Genomic DNA, 23,190 nt, shown 5'->3' with positions numbered 1-23,190 from the left:
ATTAGTGGGTCTCCTTAGCTGTACTTTCTTCAGCCGCATCGCTGGTTTTAGCTTCGGCCTTCTGGTCTTCCGCCATCTCCTTCATAAGATTGCGGCTCTTCTCTCTTTTGTAAACCTGCAATCGAGACTCGTATGGCTTTCTAGGAAAGTGATTGTTATAGGTGTCAACATCCGCTGTTTCCCAAAAAGGGTCCACCGTTGCACTCACTAACTCATGATCGGAAAGTACCACCTTGCTCACTGCCTGGCTATGGCGCCGCCAGATTTCAGCGGGAATCCGCAGCAACTCTTCGCTGCCATTGCTAAATTTGAGCTGCAGGATGATAGGCATCACAAGCCCACCTTTATTGGCAAATTCAAACTGATAGAAGTGCTTTTTGGATTGGAGCAAGGCCTTTTCTTCGGGCTCTAGGCCCTTGACCAGTTTATCGAAGGCTTTGCGATCCTTGCCCGTCACTGTAAATCGATCGTAGCGATTGTAAAAGTCTGAAAGCTCCGGGTAGCGTTCCACGCGGCGATTCAGGGATCGATTCCTCTGCTTGGTAATGGACTCCGGCTCTGCCTGATACTGGTCTTTGTCGAAAGAGCGCTCAACTTCCTTGTTTTGAGTATTGATAGTGAAGTGATGGATCTCTTCAAGACTGATGTCAACATGATCGGTGCTGTAAAACCATCCTCGCCAGAACCAATCGAGGTCGACACCAGAAGCATCCTCCATAGTGCGAAAGAAATCCGCAGGCATGGGTCGCTTAAACTTCCATCGCCGCGCGTATTCACGGAAGGCAAAGTCGAACAACTCTCGGCCTAGGATAGTCTCCCTTAAGATGTTTAACGCCGTGGCGGGTTTACCATAGGCATTATTGCCGAACTGCCACAGGGATTCAGAGTTCGTCATGATGGGCACCTGCTTCTCGCTCGCCATATAGTCGATGATGTTGCGGGCCTCTCCCCGGCGTGAAGGATAGTTTTCTTCCCAAGACTGCTCTGCCAAGAATTGCACGAAGGTATTAACCCCCTCATCCATCCAAGTCCACTGCCGCTCGTCGCTATTAACGATCATAGGAAAGTAGTTGTGCCCAATTTCGTGGATAATGACTGAAATCAAGCCATATTTAGTGCGTCGTGAGTAGCTGCGCTCACCTGTTTTTTTGTCGATCTCAGGACGGGGGCCATTGAACGTGATCATGGGATACTCCATACCACCTACCGGGCCATTAACTGAAATGGCTGTTGGATACGGGTAATCGAAAGTATACTGGTTATATTGCTCGATAGTGTGAACAATGGCATGTGTCGAATACGTTTCCCAGAGAGGAGTCGCTTCCTCAGGGTAATAGGACATAGCCATCACATCTTGGCCGCCACTCTTCAAGCCTTGGGCATCCCAAATAAATTTAGGCGATGAGGCAAAGGCAAAATCACGAACTTTGTCTGCTTTAAAGCGCCAGGTTTTACTGTCTCCACTTGCTCCCTTGGCCTCATTAGCCTTAGCCTCTTCCGGGGTGATGATATACATGGGTTTAGAACTGGTCTTAGCCTGGCTCAGCCTTTGCCGCTGATTTGAACTAAGCACAGAACTCGGGTTCTCCAAGGTTCCCGTAGCCGCAACCACGTGATCTGCCGGCACGGTAATGTTCACCTCGTAGTCGCCAAACTCAAGGGTAAACTCACCGCCCCCCAAGAACTGCTTATTGTGCCAGCCACCTGCATCGCTGTAGGCAGCTAAGCGAGGGTAGAATACCGACATCTGATAGATGTAGTTATTCTTTTCCTTAAAAAACTCATAGCCAAATCGCCCACCCATCGCCTTTTGATCATGAATATTAAAACTCCACTTCACCTTAAATGAGAGGCTGCGGGTTGGCCTAAGAGGCCGCGGTAGATCTACACGCATCATAGTGTCGTTGATGGTATGAGGGATCGCCTTACCATCCATATCAGTGACGGATTCGATCCGATAATCAAGATCGAAGGCATTGCTTTCCAGGATATTTCGCAAGGTGCGATAGCTTACTTTGGGCTCATCCAAGCCAGTCTGGGTTAAAACGCGGCCCGCACTCTGATCCCTTGAGCGAGACTCTAGATGAAGCCACAGGTAGTAGAGAGAATCGGGAGAGTTATTCTTATAGGTAATGATTTCTTCACCAGATATTCTCTGATTTTTTACGTCTAATCGCAGATCCATCTTGTAGTCTACCTGCTGCTGCCAGTAGCGATACCCGGGAGCCCCAGACGCTGTACGATAGTCATTAGGTGTAGGTAAGAGTTCTTCCAGTTGGCGGAATTTATCGTCGAAATTCATCTTCTGGTCGGCAATTTCAGCGCGTTTTGAGATACTCGCCCCACTTCCTAGGGACCAAAGAAACGTCAGGCACAGCAGGCCACTTCGTAACATCGAAAACTTCATCGTGACTCCATAACTTTTAGTAGTTTCCAAGGGCTTTTAGCATCTTTTTCAATCCTTCGCTGCACAACAAATTGGCGTGGATTTAGGAGGCTTATTGTCCATGTAATTTACTCATTTCACTCCATTGCCTAACCCAGTGTGATTTGGCACAGTCGTTCTTTAGATTCTGCAACGAACTCAGGGGTTTTAGAGTTGGTATAGCCCTTGCTTATTCAGAGATGTTCTACGACATCTCACAATGGAGGATTCTCATGGAACAAGAAAACCCAATCAACACCATCCCCGATCAAGTTAAGCTCCAAGACATTGATATGGACGACGTCATATTAGACCTTGAAGAGGCTCGCCAAGGCATCAAATCATTGATCGACGAGCTGCAGGTTCAATGGCATTTGGCAGGAATGGAAGGCCGAGATTTGCGCAAGGACATGATCAAGTCTCTTGAGATTGTTAACCGCAACCTTAACAGTCAGGAACAAGACATTCGCACAAAACTCGATCGCTTTGGTGTTCATAGCCACCTCGGCCTGATGGATATCAAGGAACAGTGGGAAGCAACAAAAACTGCCATAAAAGCGGAAATTCAAAAAGCTCATGACGAACACACCCGCTCCAAGCATTTGATGCACGATTTTAATCATCAAGCAGAGCAAGCAAAAGCCTCACTCGAAGACTTCATCAGCGAAGAAGCAAAGACTTTACAGAAGGGCTTCAAGCGCACGGCAAAAGTACTCAACCGCAGCATTCATGACTTGATAAGCTACGTCAAGAAATAAAAGCTACGAGCCTCGCTGGTATACAGCGAGGCATTTCCACGGCCTTTCCATCAGCAAAAGCCATACAATTTCTAAGATCTCGGTTTTGTCTTTGCTTGGATCAGTGTACTCTGAAGGCTCCGTATCGAGCTGGTTTTAGAGATATCTGTAGTAGGCAAATTCATGACGAAGAAAAAAAATGCAAAGATCCTCATCCTCTTTGCTCATCCGGCCCCTTATCAATCAGAAGTCAATCTCCCCTTATTTTGGGCTTCCAAAGCCGAAGATGATGTGACTGTCGTCGATCTATACGGTGAGTATCCTCGATTTCGCATCAACATTGACCGAGAGCAGCAGCGACTGCTGGAACACGATGTTTTGGTATTTATGTTTCCTCTCTATTGGTACTCAACGCCAGCGATTTTAAAAGAATGGCAAGATTTGGTGCTAGAATACGGCTTTGCCTACGGGGCAGATGGTGCGGCTTTGAAAGGTAAAACCTTCCTCTGTGCAGTCAGTGCTGGTGGTCCAGCCCAGGCATACTGTGAGGAGGGCTACAATCACTATACCATCCGCGAGCTTCTACGGCCCTTGGAACAAACAGCTAGCCTCACAGGCATGAACTTCTTGCCACCATTCGCCTTGTTCAGCTCTCGTTCGGCGGTCGAAGATAGTCGGTTGGAGAATCACATCCAAGATTGGAAGCGAGTGCTCCAAGCCTTGCGAGAAGGGCGAGTCGATTATGAAGCCGCAGACCGCTTGAACCGCATCAATGCCAACCTCGATTTGGTCATCAAGGAGCCCACATGATCGAATATTTTATTCAAACCTTTATCTATCTGTGCGCTGCGGTGGTATCCGTGCCCATTGCCAAACGCTTCGGCCTTGGTTCGGTACTTGGCTATCTGATTGCTGGTGTCATCATTGGTCCAGTGGTGGGGCTGGTAGGCAGTGAAACTACGACCATTCAACATTTTGCTGAGTTCGGCGTGGTCATGATGCTATTCCTCGTTGGCTTGGAATTAGAGCCTCGCATGCTTTGGCGGATGAGAACACGGCTCCTCGGCCTAGGAGGCTTGCAGGTTGGCTTAACCATCACCCTGATTGCGGCGATCGCCGTAGCATTCGGCCAGTCTTGGAATACTGCCATAACCATAAGCTTAATTTTTTCGTTGTCCTCCACTGCCATCGTCTTGCAGACTTTTAATGAAAAAAATCTGACCAAGACTGAAGGAGCCAACACCGCCTTTTCGGTTCTCTTATTTCAAGATATCGCTGTGATTCCCATGCTTGCCTTTATCCCTCTGCTTGCTATACCCGAGCTTGCCAGCGTGGGTGCGGAAGCCACTGCTGGTGGTCATCATGAAGAGCTGAGCTTAGTTTCTGGCTTGTCTGGTTGGCTTTACGCGCTCGTCGTCGGAGGGGCGGTAGCCGGCGTTGTTTTTGGTGGCCATTACCTCAGCCGACCATTATTTAAATTTGTCGCCAACGCGGGGCTTAGAGAAGTATTCACTGCTGCTACCCTGCTGCTCATTATCGGTATCGCTGCATTGATGAGTCTGGTGGGCCTGTCCCCGGCTTTGGGGACATTTTTAGCTGGAGTTGTCCTTGCCAACAGCGAATTCCGCCATGAGCTAGAATCGAATATTGAACCATTTAAGGGGCTACTACTAGGGCTGTTCTTTATCACTGTCGGGGCAGGAATTGATTTTGGCCTCTTATCGTCCAACACCTGGCAGGTGTTGGCGATGACTCTGGGAGTCATGCTGGGCAAGGGCCTAGTACTCTTCATTCTCGCCCTTTTATTCAAAGTCCAAGGCAAAGATCGCTGGCTCTTCACGTTAAGCTTAGCGCAAGCCGGGGAATTTGGCTTTGTCTTGCTAAACTTTTCCGTGCAAAGCCACGTGCTTCCTCCCGAGATGTCGGGCATTCTGTCGCTAGTGGTTGCCCTTTCTATGTTTCTCACCCCAGGTTTGTTCATCCTGTTCGACCACGTGATCCGGCCAGCATTTGACAAACAGTCAGACCAACGAGAACCTGACGTTATTGAAGAGCGAGGTCTCGCAATCATCGCAGGCATTGGTCGCTTTGGACAAATCGTCAACCGCCTTTTGGTCGCCAATAAGGTCAACACCGTTGTTCTCGACTACCAGGCTGGCCAGATTGATCTCATGCGTAAGATCAATGTCAAAAGCTATTTTGGTGATGCCACCCGCCCCGAACTGTTGCATACAGCAGGCATCGAACAGGCAAGGCTCTTCGTTGTGGCTATCGATCAAAAAGAACCGTCCATTGAGCTGGTCAAATATCTTAAACACACCTACCCCAATCTTAAGGTCCTCGCCCGCGCCTTTGACCGTGGTCACTCCTATGCCCTTCGCATGGCTGGCGCTGACTACATTGTGAGCGAAACCTACTATTCCGCACTGGAAATGGGGCGCGTGGCTCTTGAAAATCTTGGCATGCATCCATTCCGTGCCGAGCAAGTTCGCGTCACATTTGACGAGCTAGAGCGCCGAAGCAAGGACCACTTGTTCGAAATCTGGAAGAAGGGCCGCGAGGACAACCGCTTTACGAGCAATTACCGCGAGGTTTTCATTGAGTTCGAAAAAGCGTTAAGCGAGGCGATGCAAGAGGATCGTCGCGAGAACATGTCGCGAACCGACCGAATGTGGAACCCTCCTCCCAAGCGCTATGTCAGCGAAGTACAGGAGAATTTAGACCATTGAGGCGCTAAGCACCTTTTTTTTCTTTATGATTACAAAGATCGCTGGCAAGTATCTCAACAATACCTTTTAAGGTTTCCATATCGATTGGTTTGGTGAGAAAGTGATCCATGCCAGCCTCTTGGCAGCGCTCCCGTTCCTCATTAAAAGCGTGAGCGGTTAAGGCCACGATCTTGGGCGCACGGCACTCAGCCTTCAAACGGCGGGATGCCTCATACCCATCCATCACCGGCATGGTACAATCCATAAAGATCACATCGTATTTTTTTTCAGCGCAGCAATTGAGAGCCTCTTGCCCATGGCATGCGAAATCTGACTGGATTCGCCAAGTTTTGAGCATCTTTGCTAAGACCTTACGATTCAAGGGATCATCATCTACCACCAGAACTTTCATGTCTTTCAAATCGATAAGACCTTGAGCGTCAGTTAGCAGCATCTCGTCTGATGGTGGTTTTTTATCTTCACCTAAGGCCCAGGCTATGGTTTGAATCACTCGTCCTTGGGGCATGGCACCCCGCAGCTTAAGTTCTCCAGCCTCTCGCCCTTCATGATCGAAAAGCACAATGCTCGGTAAAACCCTTTCCTTTCCCGAGCCTTCCTTGTCTCTGGGTGGTTTAAATCTAGTATCCACCATAATGAGATTAAAGTCCCGCTCGTCATAACTAACGGGATCAGAAGCATCAGCAAACGTTACCGCAACACCTCGGCCACCAAGCTGCCGTTGAAGAATTTCGAGCACATGTATGTCTTGCCCAAAGATCAGAATCTTCTTTCCTTCGATCGACGATCTCGCCCGTTCGATATGCTCAACTGACTTTGGCACAAAACTAAACCAAAATTCTGAGCCTTTGCCCTCTTCGCTGTGAACGCCCACCTCGCCGCCCATCAACTCAGCAAAGTTCTTACATACCACTAGCCCGAGGCCGGTACCGCGGGTAGAATCGTCTCGATTGACTTGAACAAAGGATGAAAATAACTTGTCGATCTTCGATTGAGGAATACCTTCCCCTGAGTCCTGAACACCAACCCGAATCCTTGATTGCTCATCGAACGACACTTCCACGATAATCGTACCCTCCTCGGTATACTTCATCGCGTTGCTCAAATAGTTCATCAAAACTTGCTTGATCCTATCAGGGTCAGCCTCAACCTGTGCAGGGATCTCAGAATCAAAATAGTCACTAAGAAATATTCCCTTAGTCTCTGCATCGGCAGAATACACGCGGATACAGTCTGACACCAAAGTCCTCAGATCGAATTTCTCATAGTTCAGCTCCATCTTGCCTGATTCAATCTTAGATATATCGAGAATGTCATTCACAATCGAAAGCAAGCGATTCCCACCCAACTCAAGGCCCTCGACCAACTCGCTTTGCTCGTCATCAAGGGTCGTGCTTTTGAGAAGTTTCGTCATACCCACAACGGCGTTCAGAGGAGTTCGAATTTCGTGGCTAAATTGAGCGAGAAACTCAGATTTCATTTGCGATTGGTTATCAGCAGCCTTCCGCGCCTCCCGCAGCTGATTGTCAAGCTTCGCTCTTTCCCTGGCAAATTTAATCTGCTTAGGAAATATCCGTGGGTCGATTTCATTTTTATCGATGAAGTTATAGGCACCGTACTTCGCAGCTTCGAAACTCTTATCGGGATCGTCAAGCCCTGAGACAATGATAATTGGCACTGACGGGTAGCTTTCGAGGAGCGCTTTAAAGGTATCCATGCCTTTGGAATCGTGAACGGATAGGTCTGTGATGATTACATCATCATCACCAAGACTTTCCTGACAGGCACGTTTCAGATACTCGTGGTGGACGATGGAATATTCGCCAGACGGCACGCAACGCTGGATAAACCACGCGTCATCCATATCATCCTCTAACAGTAAGATTTTAGGCTTTCCTGATGACAGTTTACCCTCCGGTTTAAGCTGTGGCATCATGATCGATCCTTTCTCAATCCGTAAGGGACTGATGAAAAAGACTGCTCCTGTAACAGCGTCTCTATCGTCATAAATGGGATGTTCAAGAGAAAAATCACAAAAACATCCAGATTGACTAGCAAATTAGAAAGTGGCTGATAATGAACTTAAGAGGAAAGCAGAAACGGGTTTAAGGGCAGCTCTGAATTCGAGGCCCTCAATTCTAACCGAGATGAAATTTTTTTACCGTTTATTTGGTGTCGGTTCCATCACTTGATTCTACTTGTTGAGACTGTTCAGCGGGGGGAGGCAAATCAGGTTCAGAATCCATTTGATAGCCAGAGTAGAAGCCAAGACTAAACACGACGAGAAGAAGAAATTCAAATCCCATAAGAACTCCACAAAATACAACTAGAAAAAGGGATCGAGAGCTATCTGCTCTCACACCCTGCTGTGCAAGAGCAAGGCCACCTTTTTCAATCGACCCAGCTCCAGCTATATCCTAGATTTAATTGTTAAGCTGCCGTGGGAGCCGATCGAGCGAAGCTGCTAGGCTCCAGGCAAGTGACTAAGACTTGCACGGGACCCATCGATGCGACTTATATTTTCATTATTCAATTTCACATTCTTAAAACACTAATTTAATTGAATTAATGAGATATCCTTGAGATGCGACTTAGTTCTACCGATAAGATTATTAATCTTGGAGGGACCATGAGATATTTCATCAGAATCTGCCTACTAGGCTTCATCACATCATGTACAGGGATAATTGATTCGCCATTGGACAAGCGAGGCGAAGGATCCGATGCAGGACCATCTGCAGTTGCGGAGCAAAATGCCAATCAAGACACGCCTACGGCAAACAACGATTCATCTGTCCACTTCGAAGCCCCTTGTGCTATGTGCCACGAAGAAGACCGAAAAAGTCCGGATCATTTCACAGGCCAAGACTGTGCCTCTTGTCATTCCTATCCAAGTTGGGCCGAAACCACAGTAGCATTCAGCCACACACCTAAACCAGAAACTTGTGAACAATGCCATCAGCGCCCGGCCAGTGGCTTGCGCGCTTACCCAAACCAAGGACCACCAGATGGCTTTGACCCCGATGCCAATAGCCCAGGAAGCGGCCACTACGTTGGTCAGGACTGCGTTTCCTGCCACCAAACCCCAGATGAAGGTCAGCCTCAGTTTGTGTTTACCCATAGTAGCCCGCAACCGGGAGTTTGTCTTCCTTGTCACTTCAATGATGGTCAGGGAGAGCACTTGAATGATGGTGACGTTATGCTCAGTGATCTAGGTAATTGCGCAAGTTGTCATCAAAACTTTGATGCCAATCAAACCCGAAACTTCGAGCCTGTTAATGGCGACGACTGATAAATAGAGCTATCTCATATGTTAGAAGGGAAGTAGGCGGTCGAGCCATCGGCTTAAACTACTTCCCTTTTTACCTCCTCCGTTTTCTAAGATAAGAAGCTTCAAGCCTTGCCTCTGCCACTTTTTCGCAGCCTCAAGAGGTAAGAGCCCCTCCAGCTCAGAACGCACAGTCAGCGAAGCACCACTGTTGATAAGATAGATAGCGATCTCATCGTGGCCTTGCTTGATGGCTTCAACTAGTGGTGTGGTCAAGATCTCGGGATGCTGGTAGTCCAAATCCACAGCAGCATCCACGTGATACTTCACCATAGGAAGATTGTTTTCTTGAACCGCTCGAAATAAGTCTTTCCAATCACCTGCAGACACTGCTAACTCCAAACCCCAAAAAACCTCGATACAGCCAGAGTAACTAAGAGTATCAGCTATACGAAGCGATAGTGTCTCTCAATCATTGCTAAATTTTAGTCGATAGAAGCCATGAAGTATAAAAACTACATAAATGTCGCGACAACCTCGCGAGAGCCCCTATAGTATTGATAAAACAAGGGATAAATCCTACTATCTTGCTTCACCGGAAAATTTTCAAAAACTTTATCTTGTAACTTTACTATAAATAAGCAGTTAAAACCCGCACATTCCTATCTCAGTTTCGTAAATTTACAATATGAGGCCACAGTAAGGAGTTTGTCTCAATTCCATATTCTTTGTATGAATAGGAGACTTGATTTTAATGAAATCAAATTGATTCTAAGCGTTCATAACCTCAGCTGTTTTGATACTACCTACACAGACGGACTGAGACGCACACAGGGGAGAGAATAACTCATGATAGCAAGAAAGAGTCTGCTAGCGATGATCGCCGGCGCTTGGGTCACACAGGCCAGCGCAACACCCAGAACTGCATTCGTTCATCTCTTCGAATGGAGTTGGGATGATGTGGCTGAAGAGTGCGAACAGGTGTTAGGACCAAAAGGCTTTGCCGCAGTCCAAGTATCACCACCCCAAAAGTCTATCAATGGTGGAGCTTGGTGGACGAGATACCAGCCGATCAGCTATGAGATTGTCGGGCGAAGCGGCAACCGCTCTCAATTCCAGAGTATGGTGAATCGCTGCCAGGCAGTTGGTGTCGATATTTATGTTGATGCCGTGATCAATCACATGGCTGCTTCTGGAAATCGAAACTACCCTGAAGTTCCCTATGGCCCCAATGACTTTAATTACTGCGGCTCACCAATAGATTACTACGACCGCTACAAAGTGCAGTTCTGCGACCTCGTTGGTCTCAACGATCTAAAAACAAGCAGCGACTATGTTCAAGGTAAGATCGCCGACTACCTCAACGACCTCACTCGTATGGGTGTGAAAGGTTTTCGGATCGATGCAGCAAAGCACATTCCAGCAGGAGATGTGAGAGCGATCGTAAGCCGCCTTGAAGGCAATCCGTATATTTTTCAAGAGGTGATCGAAGCCTTTGGAGAACCGGTTCGTCCTGAAGAATACGTTGGTAACGGTAACGTTACTGAGTTTCGTTTCGAGCGAGAGATGGGCGCTATCTTCAAGGGTTTTAAGCCATTGAAAGAGCTGCAATGGATTAACCGTAAGGGCTGGCTGCGCAGCGATCAGGCTGTTGTCTTTGTGTCGAACCATGATGACCAACGCCAGTACCCAGAGCGAACCCTCACTTACAAAGACGTTGGCAACCTCTACTACATCGCAGAGATTGCAATGCTAGCCTATCCATATGGCTACCCCAAGGTGATGTCGAGCTATTACTTTAGTGACAAGGATCAAGGTCCCCCTAGCCGTGGACCAAATACCGGTGATCGCTGTTTTGATGGGGGTTGGGTCTGTGAACACCGATGGAACGGCATCGCAAACATGGTCGAGTTTAGAAACCAGACAGCTGGCGAGTGGCGACTTAGCCATTGGTGGGACGACGGTTCCAATCAAATCGCGTTTGGCCGCGGTGGTCTTGGCTTTGTCGCTATTAATCGCAACGACTTCCAATCTTTGAATCAGCGTTTGCAAACAGGAATGCCTGCTGGTGAGTACTGCGATATTGTTCACGGTAATTTTGATAAGGCTACTGGTCTTTGCGATGGACCGACGGTAACTGTGGACGGCAGCGGCTTTGCTTCCTTTGATGTGGCTACCATCGATGCTGTAGCAATCCATGTTGGTGCCAAGGTCGGCAAAAGCCAAGGCGGAGACAATGGCAGTACACCTTTACCGCCACCAGAAGGCAGTAGGGACATCACGTTTATCTGTGACAACGGTGAGACCGTCCTTGGCCAGAGCGTTTTCGTCGTTGGCAATATTCCTGAGCTAGGCAACTGGAAGGCAAGCCAGGCGATTAAAATCGATCCCGACAACTATCCCCAATGGGAAGGCACTGTCACCATCGACTCCAATGGTACTGTGGAGTGGAAATGCATCAAGGGTCAAGACGATTCTCCGGCTTCAGGAACGGTCTGGCAGTCTGGACCCAACAATACACTCAACCCAGCAGGCTCTTCCAGCACAAGGGGCTCTTTTTAAAGTTTCCTTTTAAAAATGCTCCCTTACGGGGGCATTCCATCCCCTTCTACCATCTAAACACCTGCAATCACTCAGGTGTTCTTCTGGATTCAGCGAAGTATTTACTATTGACTTACTATTTTTAAACTAGTAAATAGTACGCAGTTTGAATCTGGAGGCCCCTACAATGAAAATCGTTCTGCCCATGATCAGCCTAATCTTGTTTGCCCTTGGCTGCGGTGATGAAAAAGAAGCCACTAGCGAAGCAAAGTTACTTTACTCTGCTTGTAAGATTGAGCAACAATCCAGCGACATGGTTATTACCGAAGTCTATCGCCATGTTAATCAAGCCGTGGTTGCTGAAAAGGTCTCCACAGAATCTTACAATTGGTGTGAATACGAAGAAGAAAGCAATACTTTCAAGCCTGTGACAGAAGACAGCGCTGTGCCTCAAAGGAGACTGCCATGAATCAGCAAATTGAAAATTTCTGCAGAAGCCATCGATTGACTAGTAAAGAAACACAGGTCATGGGCCACCTGATCGGCGGCCAGGATACTTCCGCTGCTTATCTAGCAGAAAACCTTCAAGTTTCGCCCAACACTATTCGCATCCACCTGCGAAACATCAATTTCAAACTGGGCACTCACAGTAAAGCGCAGACTCTCCAAAAATTTATCCAATCGCTGACCCCATAATCCCTTGGGATTCTCAGCGCTTGGCTTCCAAGCGCGCCAAGGAAATCAAATTCTAAAAAAATTATTTGTACAAGATTCAGTCTTTCAAGAGCCCCAGGTGGTTCTATATAACTCTATTTTGATTCACTTAATCACTCTTCCTTGAATTACACCTAAAACCAAATCGATCGGAACCGAAGTATATTGTGTACAAGGACTTGCTACTAGAGGAGACAGTCCATGAAAGCCAACACACCATATTTCAATGCCAAGGTATTTCTTGAGTTCCTTTGTTTTTTTGTAATGGCATTTTCCTGCTACATCGCAGCCCAAAGCTCTGCCTTGGCGAAAAAGTCTGGTGGAATGGAAGAAAGTAGAACTTTTATAGAAAAAAAACGAGGCCCTCAGTAAGGGGCCTCGCTCTTAGGCTATACGAAGAATGAGAGGAAAGCTATCTGATATAAGCAGGATCACCTTCCCGTTTGACATTTATCTCTTCGTAGCATTTGAGAGCTAGCTTAAGAAGTTTTTTTGTACAAATTCAATGATCTATAAACTAAGTGATCTTAGTTATTTAGTACCTTTGTTTGGCTCTAGAGAATGAATCATTCTTGTATAAAAGCCTGTGACTCGCTCGGATTCACTCCCGCTCCCCTTGCGGGGGTGAATCCCAATTTTACCTTCGGGGAAAAAATTCTGATGAATTATCCCAGCTCCTCGCCGATTAACTCGAAGAACCGCGCCTCGGGGGACGGATGAAAGCCAATCATAGCTTAAGCCTAATGTTCTATGGGTTTCTCGCAACTGCGATCGCCTGTGGAACTTACATTGGCAATCCGGAAGAAGGTGATTCCACCCAAACAGAAACAGAAGGTGTAGGAGACCCGGAGGATGGTGATACACCTGGAACTCAGGACCCAGTGCTTGATCCTGATAGCGAGCTTCCTGATGAACCTATTGTGAATGACCCCAGTGGGGCAGCAGATAGTTTGTTTACCCTGGCTCTGACAGATGCGCCGATTGATGATCTTCAGTCATTTTTTATAACTATTTCAGAAGTCATCATCCGGCAGGAATCTGGAGGACTGGTAAACATTCCTATCAGCTATTCTCAGGAAATCGACCTTCTCAATTACCAGGGTAGCCAATCAATTGTGTTCGCCGCCTCGAATGATATTCCATTAGGAAACTATAGCGAAATCAGGGTCACCTTAGATCCCAATAATCCACCGCGGGCGATAGATAAGGCGGGCGGCAATATTGAAGTGAATGCACCCAGCGCTGAAACTTCAGGTATCAAAATAGCTAGCAACTTTACCGTTGATGCCAGTGGAATAGGAATTACCCTAGATTTTGATCTCCGAAAATCCCTCAAAGTCACGGGTCCCCGCTTAAAGCTATCTCCAAAGATTCGGGCTGCCAAAAACAAGGAGGCCTTTGGTGTAGCCGGGCTGATTCAACTAGCCAATGTAGTGTGTATCTACGAGGAAGGCACTGTAGCGGACACCACTGACGAATGTGACAACGCTCTCAGTGCAGCGCTCGTGGGCGAATCACGATTCAAAATTGGATTCGTTCCCAATGGTCGCTACTACCTAAGGTTTTTTCAAGATGACAGCAGCATCGACTCAGAAATCTTCACCGTCGATGGTAAGAACGTGCGCGTCGATGAACCCTCCAGATAATATGTATTTTTAGGAGCTTATCACTCCAGCTTACTCGGTGACATGACACCCGCAAAAGGTCAAGCTGCGAAAGGTTAAAGTTCAATGATTCTCTACCGATCCAGAATAGAACGGAAGAGGCGTTATGGCAAAGTTGTACCCATCGGAAATTATTTTCAGCTTCGATCTCGAAAGCTCAGGGCTCCATGCGGAGGTCGGGCAGCCCTATCTCTTGGAATTCGCCATGATTCCAATGAGCCTAAAATCGATGAGTCTGATTCAAAAGCCATTTCATGTTTATCTCAAGTGCCCTTCTGTGGACGAAATGAAAGCCCAAGGCAAGATTTCAGACTTTGTCCTTGGCAACCAAAACCTGATGCAGGTCGCTAAAAAAGCTCATAAAGAGGGCATCGGTGTTGACGAAGCTAAAGACAAGATAATTCGCTACTTGGATGAGTTCAAAATTGATTCAAATGACAAAAATCTGCGCCCCAAGGCAGTGATCCTTTCGAAAAGTACGGGCGGTTTGGACCGGCGATTGATTGGAGAGGTTTTCGGTGACCCATGGGTCGAAGAGCTATTCACCCATCAAATGATCGATATTACATCGAATGCTAACTTCGTGCTTCATGCCCAGCTGGGAATCATCGAAACACGCTCACCCAAGAAACTCGTGGCACACTTACTTGGTAAGGATGATGTCGCTCACACCGCCTTGCAAGATGCCATCGACATGGGACACGTCTACTTAGAATTGGTCAAGCGAGTATCTGCCATTCGCCAAGAGCGCGACGAACTAAAGCGCCTGATCGAGGAGCTACGGGAAAGTTGATTGCCCAAACATCTAGGGGCTTGGATTCGGCGTTCTATTTTGGGGAGCAGTTAGTCAAAATCTGGAACTCCAAACAAGTTGTCACAGCTCGTGCATTGAAAGGACTGAAGACAAAATCCGAATTTTTGATCGTTTTCGTTCCAATAATCTCGGTAACACAAAACTACAGCTTCAAGAAAAACATCGCGAGCCAGAGACCCTCGCTCAAGGGCAAGTTGATGAAAATCTTGTTCCTCAAGTTCACCTAGATAGGCCATAAAGAGCCATAGTGTGTTGAGTAAACTATATCTCTGCTATTTGGCCCAGCAATCAGAACTGGATAGGAATCTTATCTTATAGTTCTAGAAGGATTTCCGCTACCGATCTTGGTCTCATCTATAGCTTATCGGGTACAGAAGTAGCTAGAGAGGAGCTGTTTGAGATTTCTTGATGATGGATCAGAACGAGTGGAAGCCCCCGACGGGCCGCGGATAGATTGGTGAAACCCGGCCTTCTAGAAGGGATCGACCTTTTTCTTGGGTAGCATGATACAAGTACCTCCTTGACAAATTGTTATTCCTCCTGGGCACAATCTCAACTGTGCACTGCCCCGAATACGAACAACTTCCATCAGGCTTCACAACGATGTCCGCTAACAGAACACTAGAAGCCATAAAGAGTACTGTAAGCAAGATACGCTTCACGGTATTACCTCCTTGCAATTTCAATCTTGTAAAGACCATCCTGGTCGTCCCATGATATTTTTAACTTTCCAAGGTGTTGGAGAGATTCGTAAATTGGCATATTGAAAGTACTGGTATTCTTATCTTTGGTATACTTCATCTCTACAGTGCAAACTTCATTGTCACAATCGATTGTAGTTAGGTCTCGATCGTAGTTAGGGCCAATGGTTTCTCTAAGGTTGAAATCAAGGTCGGTTCTAACCTCTTCAGGGGAAATATCAGTTCTAAATCTGCCATCGGAAGCTGGCTGCTCTAGGGACTCAGCTACATACTCTTTCTCGATGCCAATAGTAGTTTTTTCTGCTCTAATTTTTTTGCAGGGGCTTCTAAGGCGTTGGCTACCAGGACACCTAGCCTAGCGCCTCACCATTTCTCCCCAAGACTCATTTCTAAACCTAAGCCTCGACCTGGAGGTACTATGAACTTTTTTTACATTATGGCATTGGCGAACAAGATCGTTGACGATCACAAGCTTCGTCACCTTGGAGGGAAAGAGTTGCTTGAGCTGCTTGAGGCTATTGATGTTGAGGTTTTGCCCGTGTGGGCTGCTCTTGAGTTTGACAAACCTGATAACAGCTTTAGTGCATCTGGTTTGGCCACGTCAAAGATATTTTTTTCTCTTTATTAGCACAAGAAATTTCGTACTAAAACATCTGGCTTAATGGAAATTTCAAGCCTAAAGCGAATATTGACTGAATCAAGGTTTATTTTTCCTGAATAGAACTCATCATCCCCTACTGGAATACAGTCGCTAGCAACTAGAGTTGTTGTGTCCTCAGTCAGAGTAATTTCTCCTTTCACAACATAATATTGCTGGCTGATGCAATTAGCTGTTCTCAGGGAAAGTATTCGAACAGCAATGACACTCTTATCGGGAATGACCTTCAATTGAAGGCTGATGTCAGAACAATCCACCTTGTACTCATAGGATTGATCATCGTCCTCAAAAAATGGTTCTTGTTCGAATAAATATAATAAATCTGATTCGTTCCAATTTAGCATCTCAATTCCTTATGGGTCTAGTGTCTGAATACGGTAGGAATTCAGTTTCCAAGAGCCGTCTGGCTTTTTCTGCACTGAAGTTCCTAGACCCTTCTTACTATCGATAAATAAGATATCACCTTTCGTTCTTTCAACTACAATATCCGCATCGCGAATTACTTGGCGAGCTCCTTGATCATAGAGTCTCGTATTCGGTAACTGGTTAGGACCATCCTTAGCAAGTCCTGGGTGCCGATCCCATGCATGCTTGTTAAGCTCGTTTCTTTCCCACTTGGCGTTGTTTACAATGTCATTCCAGTCATACTTCGACTTTGGAACTCTTGTGCTATTCGGCCGCAATTTCAAAGGAGTTGCGAATTCTGTTAGTTCGTCGGAGTGTTTAATCCCACTTTTACGTGCGGAGCCTCCAAACTTCTTAACCCCATCAACAGCATCAGCACCCTTAAGCCCCATATCATCAGCTAACTTCAGCAGGGTATCCGCATTCGCAACGGAGTCTGGAGCACAGGCCAGAGGCATCTCACATGGCGTCAAACTATAACCAGTCTGAAATACAGTATCTAAATCATCAGCATCAAGGTCAAGAGCTTTACCACGCCTCGCAAACTTCCCTGCAACTTTCCCCACTGTTGAGTTGATTTTATTGGTTACTTTTACTGCTATCGCTGTGTTTTTTATAGCCGTACCAACCCCAGCGGTAAGAGTCCCAAAGGCTACTTCGCCTCCGATTCGCCCTATGATCTGCCCGCACTCTTCAGTCTCCTGATCGCAGGTAGACAGGTCGTCGTAAGCCTTAACAGCAAAACCTTTCATTGCATGCCAAGTTTTCTCGTACTCCACTACTGCGTTATATACTGCAATGCTGGAATCGATGGGGTGTGCTAAAAACTGCGCAAATCCTGTTGCCGCATCAATCACGACACCCCCAACCCCTTCCCCTATAGACAGAGCAAAGTCAGGGTTATTGGCAAGCCTATAGTGGAACGTCCAGATAAACTCTGCGGTCGCTAGGTATTGACCAATTACGGGTTGCTCTTGGAGGTAGGACAATCGGTCCATTGCGAGATCGATATAGAAATTAGCGCCATCGACTACATTATCGAGACCACTGATGGCATTTCCGATGCTCACGGCTTCATGTCCTTGGAAACTGCTTTGATCTAAAGACTTGAGGTACGGAAACTGGCTTGCTGCCGCTGGCGATACCGCTACGGCTGCAGGAGTTTGTCCCCTGTGAAAGTCTTTGTATCTACCAGCCATAGAAGCAACGATATTCGCCTCTCCTGGTCGGCCATTGTTTGCAAGGAACTGCGCCTTGTTCATCAGTTGATCGAAATTAGCGTCAAAGTCTGAGCTGTAACCCCAGCGGTCAATAGCTCTGGTAGGGTCGTCTATAGAGTTATCTGCTTCTTCAATTGCATTTGGATCTGGTATTTCTGGCTTTAGTACGCCACTGTCTAATATTGCCTGAGCATCGCTAGACAAGTCTTGACGGTTCGTAAGCACACTATTGAGGTGTCGATTCTCATCGATAATTTCACCCTTCTGACTCTGTAACTGCGAGTTTGGGCTAACTTTTCGACCTCTCAGAAGAGCTTTTGTTAGAGGACCCTCAATATCTCGGCCATTTTGAATATTGGTGATATCAGTACTATAGTCTACCAGCCTGCTCTCTAGTCGGTTCCGATAGCTAGCGATGCTTTCTTGGGCCCTAGCTTCATGGCCTTTCAATGCCCCCTTGAAGCTGCTTTGGCTCATATAGTTACAACCGAAACCACCGGTAGCACAGTACTTGAACGGGCCACTCTTATCTAGGTTGTCGTAAAGCTTTCCTAGCTCTCGATTATAGTTTCTGACGAACTCTCCAGGGAGACGATTTTCACTCCATGGGTTGATAACGTCATAGTTAAGATCGAAGGCATTTTCGACAGCAAAAGGATTTGAAGCATTAAATCCATCAGCCCTTACAGTACTTGCAAAACTAAGGACTGATAATAAGAGTGCAATCACAAAGGATCTTGGATTCATAGTGTTCATATTCATATCACATGCCCTCCGCAGGAATATAGGGTAGGAGGACTTCCTCCATGCGATCCAAAAGCTGAGAAACCCTTTCAGCTTCTTCTAAATTAGTTGGTTCGGAAATATGTATAAAAGGAGGAGATTCGCTCACAAACCTATAGTTATATGGGTCCGCCACTTGGAAGATAGCATACCTTGCAACGGTAAAGTCATGTTCGCTAAATTGAGTAGAGAATGAACCAAGCCTATTAAGGAGTCGTTTCACTCTTTCTTTTACGGCGCTATAGCTACTCGATGAGTTCTCACGCCGCTCAAGAAGCTCTGATGAGACATTCTCTTTAAGAGCAAGCAAATCGAATTGTCCTAGTCTCCCTTGATCTAGCAGTTCCTTGGCATCGGAGCTCGTAGCGACGCAATGTGCCTTGTATCTTGATCGAACAGCCTCTGCTCTAGCCCCCCAGGAAAGAACTTTTTCTCTAAGAACTGCAAGTTTATCGGATTCAGCTTCGAGAGCTGTACTCACATTTGCTAACAGCGAAATCATGTACTTCGAGTTACTATAGTGACCAATGACTCGAAGCATTTTTTCTTTGTCGCAACCAGTAACTTGGCCAAGATCGTTGTAGGAATTTAAAAAGTTTTCTAGGCTTTGTTCTAAGTCAGCTGCAGAGATCTGTGACTCTTTCGCAAGAACTATCGAAAGATTCTTAGTAACAGAGCTTAGATTATTCAGCTTGGCCTGTAGATCTTTCTGCTTCTGCTCTTCGTTTTCTATATCCTTTTTCAGGTTTGCTTCGTTTTGGCGGTCCTGAGGGTCTTTGTAATCACCTAATAGCTCTTTAATTGTCTCGAATACAGGGGCTAACTCAGGCTCGAACTCCCTACGGATCTTTGCGTTCTCCGCAGCGACTTGGTCTCGATAAGCTTTGAGTTGAGGGCGTATATCTTTACACCTAAATGTTTGGGGTTTGTTGTTAGCTGCTTTATTGAAACGCTGAGCTCCCCAATAAGTTTCGCACCAGGAGCGCTCCATGTTTCTTCGAAAGCCGTTTCTCCAATAATTACCGACGTGTTGCCACCTGAGGCGGCAATACTCGCCAGGCTCCACCTGCACCCAATGAACTCCTGGCTCGCCAGTTCTCACAGCATCATATAGATCCTTCTCACACACCATCCCCGCATCCGCGAATACTCCATTCACAACCTGTGGATCGATACACACCCCAGCACCAGTATTACTTGAACACACCATGTTCTGGTCGGCTTCTCCATCACGTGGGACAAAGTCTCCATGGAGAGGTTTGAGAGCTTTATTAAACTGATGTTCTAACCAGCCGCTATTGTTGCTTACGATGAGGGCTTTACCCCAGAGTGTGACTCTCGCAAACTGGCGCATTTGTTCAACCGCATCTGCGACTCGCGGCCCCTTCGGACCGCTTTCTGCAAATCTTTCCAGATACCACTCAGCTGCCTTAGCTAAGTTTTCCACGACAACTTTATTGAATAGTTCTTCCACAGGCTGGAGAGCCTTGGATAGGTTTTCAACTGAGATATCGTTCTTAAGGTTTACAAGCTCTCGGTTGATGTCAGAGCCAAGATCTCCGGCTGAATCGATTATGTCGGCTACTGTTTCAGTATTTCGAGTAACAAGGTCTTTGGATTTTTTTTCAAGATCTGCAGCTTGATCACTGACTTGAACGTATGCAGCATGAAGCTGTTCCGTTGAGGTTTTGAGAACCTCATTTGCAGCCCTTGTAACTTCGTTTTCAGTAACCTTTTTAAGGTTCACAGACTCAAGCTTCTCGATTGAATTTGTTACATTTTTTATATCGGCTTCTGAAACCTGGGCAACTCTTAGAGCAATCGCAAGAGCTTCTTTCTGCTTGTCGATAAAAAGTGCTTGCCTGGTGATCTTTGCTCGAAGAGCATCCGCCTGAACCGCGACCTTGTCAATCTCAGAAATCACAGATTTGATAGACTCGTTTCTTCCAAGAGCAGTCTTATTAAGATCAACCAAAGTTCGATTAAGTCCATCGACGCTGATCTTAAGTTGGTTCTTCCTCTCAGACAAGCTCGCTATGTTTCTCTTTAAACCATCTATTGTAGCTTTTAACGCTCGCTCTGCTTCCCTTGCAGCACAGTCGGCTGCCTTCGCCGTTTCGCAGACTGGATCAGAAACTTTCTGCTCCTGACGACACATTCTAAAAGGCTTGAATGTAGTAGGGCAAGGAGTGTGAAACGATGTCGATCTTACACAATTTGAATCACAACTCCACTCTAGTTCCGTTTCTGCAAGAATATCAGCAAAATTTGCTTCTACTGGAACATTATGGAAGACACCGAGGCCATCGCCAGCAACGATCTTTCCGACATGAAACCCAACTATCTTGTTCTCTTGAAGAAGAATTCCTCCTGAAGCACCTTTTATACTAGGGCAATTATGGATAAAGTACCCGTTACTAGGATCCGAAAAGAAAATCTGGCATCGATATGTTGGAGTAAACCCTGAGCGTGAATCATAGAAAATAAAATCTAGATCCTTCGTGAGGTCAACATCAGCAAATGTCATTGTCGGTTTGTTTGTAATGCTTTGAGCAAGAGTCAGCTCTACCAGATCTTGTGATCTTACAAGCTTGCTGACAGAGACTACCTCTGAAGAGGCTCCTTGAAGATTATAGAATTTATAACCTTTTTTCTCTTCTAGTACCTCAGGTTGATCCACACAATGTGCTGCCGTTCTAATGACCTTTGGAGCTACTCTATAAGCAGTGCAATCCCCGGACTCAGTTAGGAGATAGCCGATGTTATCTTGCAGTAAAGAAATTGTATCTTCAGTGCTTGTAGATTCGTCAATCACCAACCGAAGCCTAGCAAGCTTTTCGCTAATCAAACTCTGTGATTTTAGTTCAGCTTCCAGAACCTCTACTTGTTTTCTTGCCTCTGCGATATCAAGCCCTAGTTGCTGTTTCTCGGCTTCAAGTACAGCTTTTTCCTTTGCAAGACTAACCTTCTCAAGATCCAATATCTCAGTCTGAGAGGCAAGAGTTGATTCTTTACCACGAAGCTGAGATAGAGTTTCTTCAGCAGACTTATTACCTGACTCCAAGTTGGCTAATTGCTTTGCAAGATCCTCGGAGGTTTGATCTTGTGTAGCAAGCTGCGTTTCCAAAGATTTAACACTTTGGCGATCTTGAGAAAGCTGACTCTCCAAATCACTCTGCTGCTGGTTCAGCTGATTTATATTTTGCCTCTGTGAAGCAATTTGAGTATTCTTTTCGGCCGCTTGCCGCTCAAGTTCGGAGATCTCGATATTCAGCGCATTCTGTGTACTCTCTAGAGAGGATTGGTTATTTGGGAGACTGGGGCTGTAGACGTTCAGCACTGTATTAGCACCGAAACCACCTCCTCTATTGTTATATTTAACAACGATCTCAGATTCGTTGAATACAACAAAGTCATCATAGTTATCGCCGTTGATATCAGCAAATATTGTCGATTTGGTCCCATAATACCTTGAGCCAAGTATTAAAACATTTGAACCGAATCCGCCACGACGGTTGTTATACTTTACAACCGTTGAAGTTTCATTCACTACGACGAAATCGTCGAAGTTATCACCATTAATGTCGGCAAAAAGAGTTGCCCGAGAGCCATAATAGGGAATTGTTAGAATAGTTGTGTGTGGACCGAAGCCTCCCTGACGGTTGTTATACTTTACTGTTGTGGCTGAATCGTTAACAGCAATGATGTCATCAAAGCCATCGCCATTGATATCACCAAAGGTTGTTGCCTTGGAGCCGTAGAATGGGGAGTTTAGCAAAATTGCTGGTCCGGTAAATCCCCCTTGCCCGTTATTGTAACGGACCACAACTTCACCATTGTTGACGACAACCGTATCGCCGAACCCATTCCCATTCAAATCCGCGAAAGTACTAGCTTTACTACCGTACCATGGATAATTTTGGAGCATGATGTTCACTCCAAAATTGTTGTTGCCGTCGTTATACTTTGCAACTACAGCATTGTCATTCATGACAACGAGATCAGCTTTTCTATCACCGTTTAAATCTATTGCTGTGGAAGCTTTAGAACCGTAGAAAAGTCCAGCTTGACTGGTTCCTGCATAGAATAGCAGAAAGAAACTCAGAATCCTGACTGAGATCATATTGGGCCCTCAATAACTGATAACTAAAAGTCTCGCTCTAGTGAGTAACGAGAGGGATACGAAGATTGCAAAGTACTACTGCATACATTTCGCTTAGTCAACAGATAAGTCATTTAGACATTAAAAATTCTATTTAGAGGGCATACACAAAGATATAAAAGCCTGCAGGAGTCTGGGTATGTATACCAATGTACCTAGATTGTGATGAGTATTATCTTATGGTTACCTATCCATACAAAGCCCCCTAAGAGGGTGGGAAGGGGCCTGATAGAAGGCTTCAGCTTGAAAAGGCAATAATTTCAGAGGCCTTCAAGAGGAGCGACAGTCCTCTGTAAGATTGCCTAAGAATTCAATACTCTACACACCCAGGGAAGGCTTCGTGTCATTTCCTTTGCTTTCTGCTATATATCT

19 protein-coding genes are annotated in these 23,190 nt (G+C 46.2%); 11 read left to right on the top strand and 8 right to left on the bottom strand.

The genetic code is table 11. The features are described from left to right. Window position 1: 1 nt before the first annotated feature. A complete protein-coding gene (locus B9N89_RS12545) occupies window positions 2-2,407 on the bottom strand; it encodes a M1 family metallopeptidase (RefSeq protein ID WP_200820708.1) in 2,406 nt (801 codons plus the stop codon). Between the two features lie 251 nt (window positions 2,408-2,658). Here B9N89_RS12545 and B9N89_RS12540 point away from each other — a divergent pair, with 251 nt between their 5' ends. From B9N89_RS12540 to B9N89_RS12530, 3 genes are all read left to right on the top strand, one after another. Then, window positions 2,659-3,183, top strand: coding sequence for a hypothetical protein (locus B9N89_RS12540; protein WP_132318858.1), 525 nt, complete (start codon window positions 2,659-2,661; stop codon window positions 3,181-3,183). A gap of 162 nt (window positions 3,184-3,345) precedes the next feature. Continuing rightward, window positions 3,346-3,972: an NAD(P)H-dependent oxidoreductase gene (locus B9N89_RS12535; RefSeq protein WP_132318860.1), complete on the top strand. Its 627-nt coding sequence runs from the start codon at window positions 3,346-3,348 to the stop codon at window positions 3,970-3,972. Next, window positions 3,969-5,891 carry a monovalent cation:proton antiporter-2 (CPA2) family protein gene (locus tag B9N89_RS12530; protein ID WP_132318862.1) on the top strand — a complete coding sequence of 641 codons (1,923 nt, stop codon included), beginning with the start codon at window positions 3,969-3,971 and terminating at the stop codon, window positions 5,889-5,891. The genes B9N89_RS12535 and B9N89_RS12530 overlap by 4 nt, the downstream gene beginning before the upstream one ends. A gap of 4 nt (window positions 5,892-5,895) precedes the next feature. Here the strand turns inward: B9N89_RS12530 and B9N89_RS12525 are convergent, their stop codons facing one another. Both B9N89_RS12525 and B9N89_RS31350 read right to left on the bottom strand, forming a co-directional pair. Next, window positions 5,896-7,824 carry a response regulator gene (locus tag B9N89_RS12525; protein ID WP_132318864.1) on the bottom strand — a complete coding sequence of 643 codons (1,929 nt, stop codon included), beginning with the start codon at window positions 7,822-7,824 and terminating at the stop codon, window positions 5,896-5,898. A gap of 229 nt (window positions 7,825-8,053) precedes the next feature. Beyond that, window positions 8,054-8,194: a hypothetical protein gene (locus tag B9N89_RS31350; RefSeq protein ID WP_159455336.1), complete on the bottom strand. Its 141-nt coding sequence runs from the start codon at window positions 8,192-8,194 to the stop codon at window positions 8,054-8,056. Between the two features lie 323 nt (window positions 8,195-8,517). Between B9N89_RS31350 and B9N89_RS12520 the strand changes: the two genes are divergently transcribed. Further along, a complete protein-coding gene (locus B9N89_RS12520) occupies window positions 8,518-9,180 on the top strand; it encodes a cytochrome c3 family protein (protein ID WP_132318866.1) in 663 nt (220 codons plus the stop codon). Between the two features lie 21 nt (window positions 9,181-9,201). On the opposite strand, the gene B9N89_RS12515 is transcribed toward B9N89_RS12520, so the two are convergent. Beyond that, entirely contained in the window at window positions 9,202-9,546 is a 345-nt protein-coding gene (locus B9N89_RS12515) for an ankyrin repeat domain-containing protein (protein ID WP_132318868.1), read from the bottom strand. A gap of 459 nt (window positions 9,547-10,005) precedes the next feature. Here B9N89_RS12515 and B9N89_RS12510 point away from each other — a divergent pair, with 459 nt between their 5' ends. From B9N89_RS12510 to B9N89_RS12490, 6 genes are all read left to right on the top strand, one after another. Next, on the top strand, window positions 10,006-11,718 hold the full coding sequence (locus B9N89_RS12510; protein ID WP_132318870.1) for a carbohydrate-binding module family 20 domain-containing protein: 1,713 nt from the start codon (window positions 10,006-10,008) through the stop codon (window positions 11,716-11,718). Window positions 11,719-11,884: 166 nt separating this feature from the next. Further along, window positions 11,885-12,166 carry a hypothetical protein gene (locus B9N89_RS12505; RefSeq protein ID WP_132318872.1) on the top strand — a complete coding sequence of 94 codons (282 nt, stop codon included), beginning with the start codon at window positions 11,885-11,887 and terminating at the stop codon, window positions 12,164-12,166. Beyond that, window positions 12,163-12,393, top strand: a complete 231-nt coding sequence (locus tag B9N89_RS12500; protein WP_132318874.1) for a helix-turn-helix transcriptional regulator — start codon at window positions 12,163-12,165, stop codon at window positions 12,391-12,393. The genes B9N89_RS12505 and B9N89_RS12500 overlap by 4 nt, the downstream gene beginning before the upstream one ends. Before the next feature lie 219 nt (window positions 12,394-12,612). Beyond that, window positions 12,613-12,783 (top strand): hypothetical protein, encoded by a 171-nt coding sequence (locus tag B9N89_RS31345; protein WP_159455335.1) that lies wholly within the window; start codon window positions 12,613-12,615, stop codon window positions 12,781-12,783. A 344-nt stretch (window positions 12,784-13,127) separates the two neighbouring features. After that, a complete protein-coding gene (locus B9N89_RS12495) occupies window positions 13,128-14,057 on the top strand; it encodes a DUF4382 domain-containing protein (RefSeq protein WP_132318876.1) in 930 nt (309 codons plus the stop codon). Window positions 14,058-14,181: 124 nt separating this feature from the next. After that, complete coding sequence (locus B9N89_RS12490; protein WP_132318878.1) at window positions 14,182-14,868, top strand: hypothetical protein; 687 nt, start codon at window positions 14,182-14,184, stop codon at window positions 14,866-14,868. Between the two features lie 50 nt (window positions 14,869-14,918). Here the strand turns inward: B9N89_RS12490 and B9N89_RS12485 are convergent, their stop codons facing one another. After that, a complete protein-coding gene (locus B9N89_RS12485) occupies window positions 14,919-15,125 on the bottom strand; it encodes a hypothetical protein (RefSeq protein WP_132318880.1) in 207 nt (68 codons plus the stop codon). 883 nt (window positions 15,126-16,008) lie between these two features. Here B9N89_RS12485 and B9N89_RS12480 point away from each other — a divergent pair. Beyond that, entirely contained in the window at window positions 16,009-16,218 is a 210-nt protein-coding gene (locus B9N89_RS12480; protein WP_132318882.1) for a hypothetical protein, read from the top strand. Here the strand turns inward: B9N89_RS12480 and B9N89_RS12475 are convergent. From B9N89_RS12475 to B9N89_RS12465, 3 genes are read right to left on the bottom strand one after another with little or no spacing between them, the layout of a single operon-like run. Then, window positions 16,215-16,592: a hypothetical protein gene (locus tag B9N89_RS12475; RefSeq protein ID WP_132318884.1), complete on the bottom strand. Its 378-nt coding sequence runs from the start codon at window positions 16,590-16,592 to the stop codon at window positions 16,215-16,217. The genes B9N89_RS12480 and B9N89_RS12475 overlap by 4 nt on opposite strands. Before the next feature lie 9 nt (window positions 16,593-16,601). Beyond that, window positions 16,602-18,635 carry a hypothetical protein gene (locus B9N89_RS12470; RefSeq protein WP_132318886.1) on the bottom strand — a complete coding sequence of 678 codons (2,034 nt, stop codon included), beginning with the start codon at window positions 18,633-18,635 and terminating at the stop codon, window positions 16,602-16,604. Window position 18,636: 1 nt separating this feature from the next. Beyond that, the gene (locus B9N89_RS12465) at window positions 18,637-22,779 is read right to left on the bottom strand and encodes an FG-GAP-like repeat-containing protein (protein ID WP_132318888.1); all 4,143 of its coding nucleotides are present in this window, start codon (window positions 22,777-22,779) and stop codon (window positions 18,637-18,639) included. Window positions 22,780-23,190: the final 411 nt, after the last annotated feature.

The organism is Pseudobacteriovorax antillogorgiicola, assembly GCF_900177345.1.
In the GTDB taxonomy this organism is placed as follows: Bacteria; Bdellovibrionota_B; Oligoflexia; order Oligoflexales; family Oligoflexaceae; genus Pseudobacteriovorax; species Pseudobacteriovorax antillogorgiicola.
Note: the sequence above shows the minus strand (reverse complement) of the source record. Positions and strands in the feature narration are given on the sequence as shown.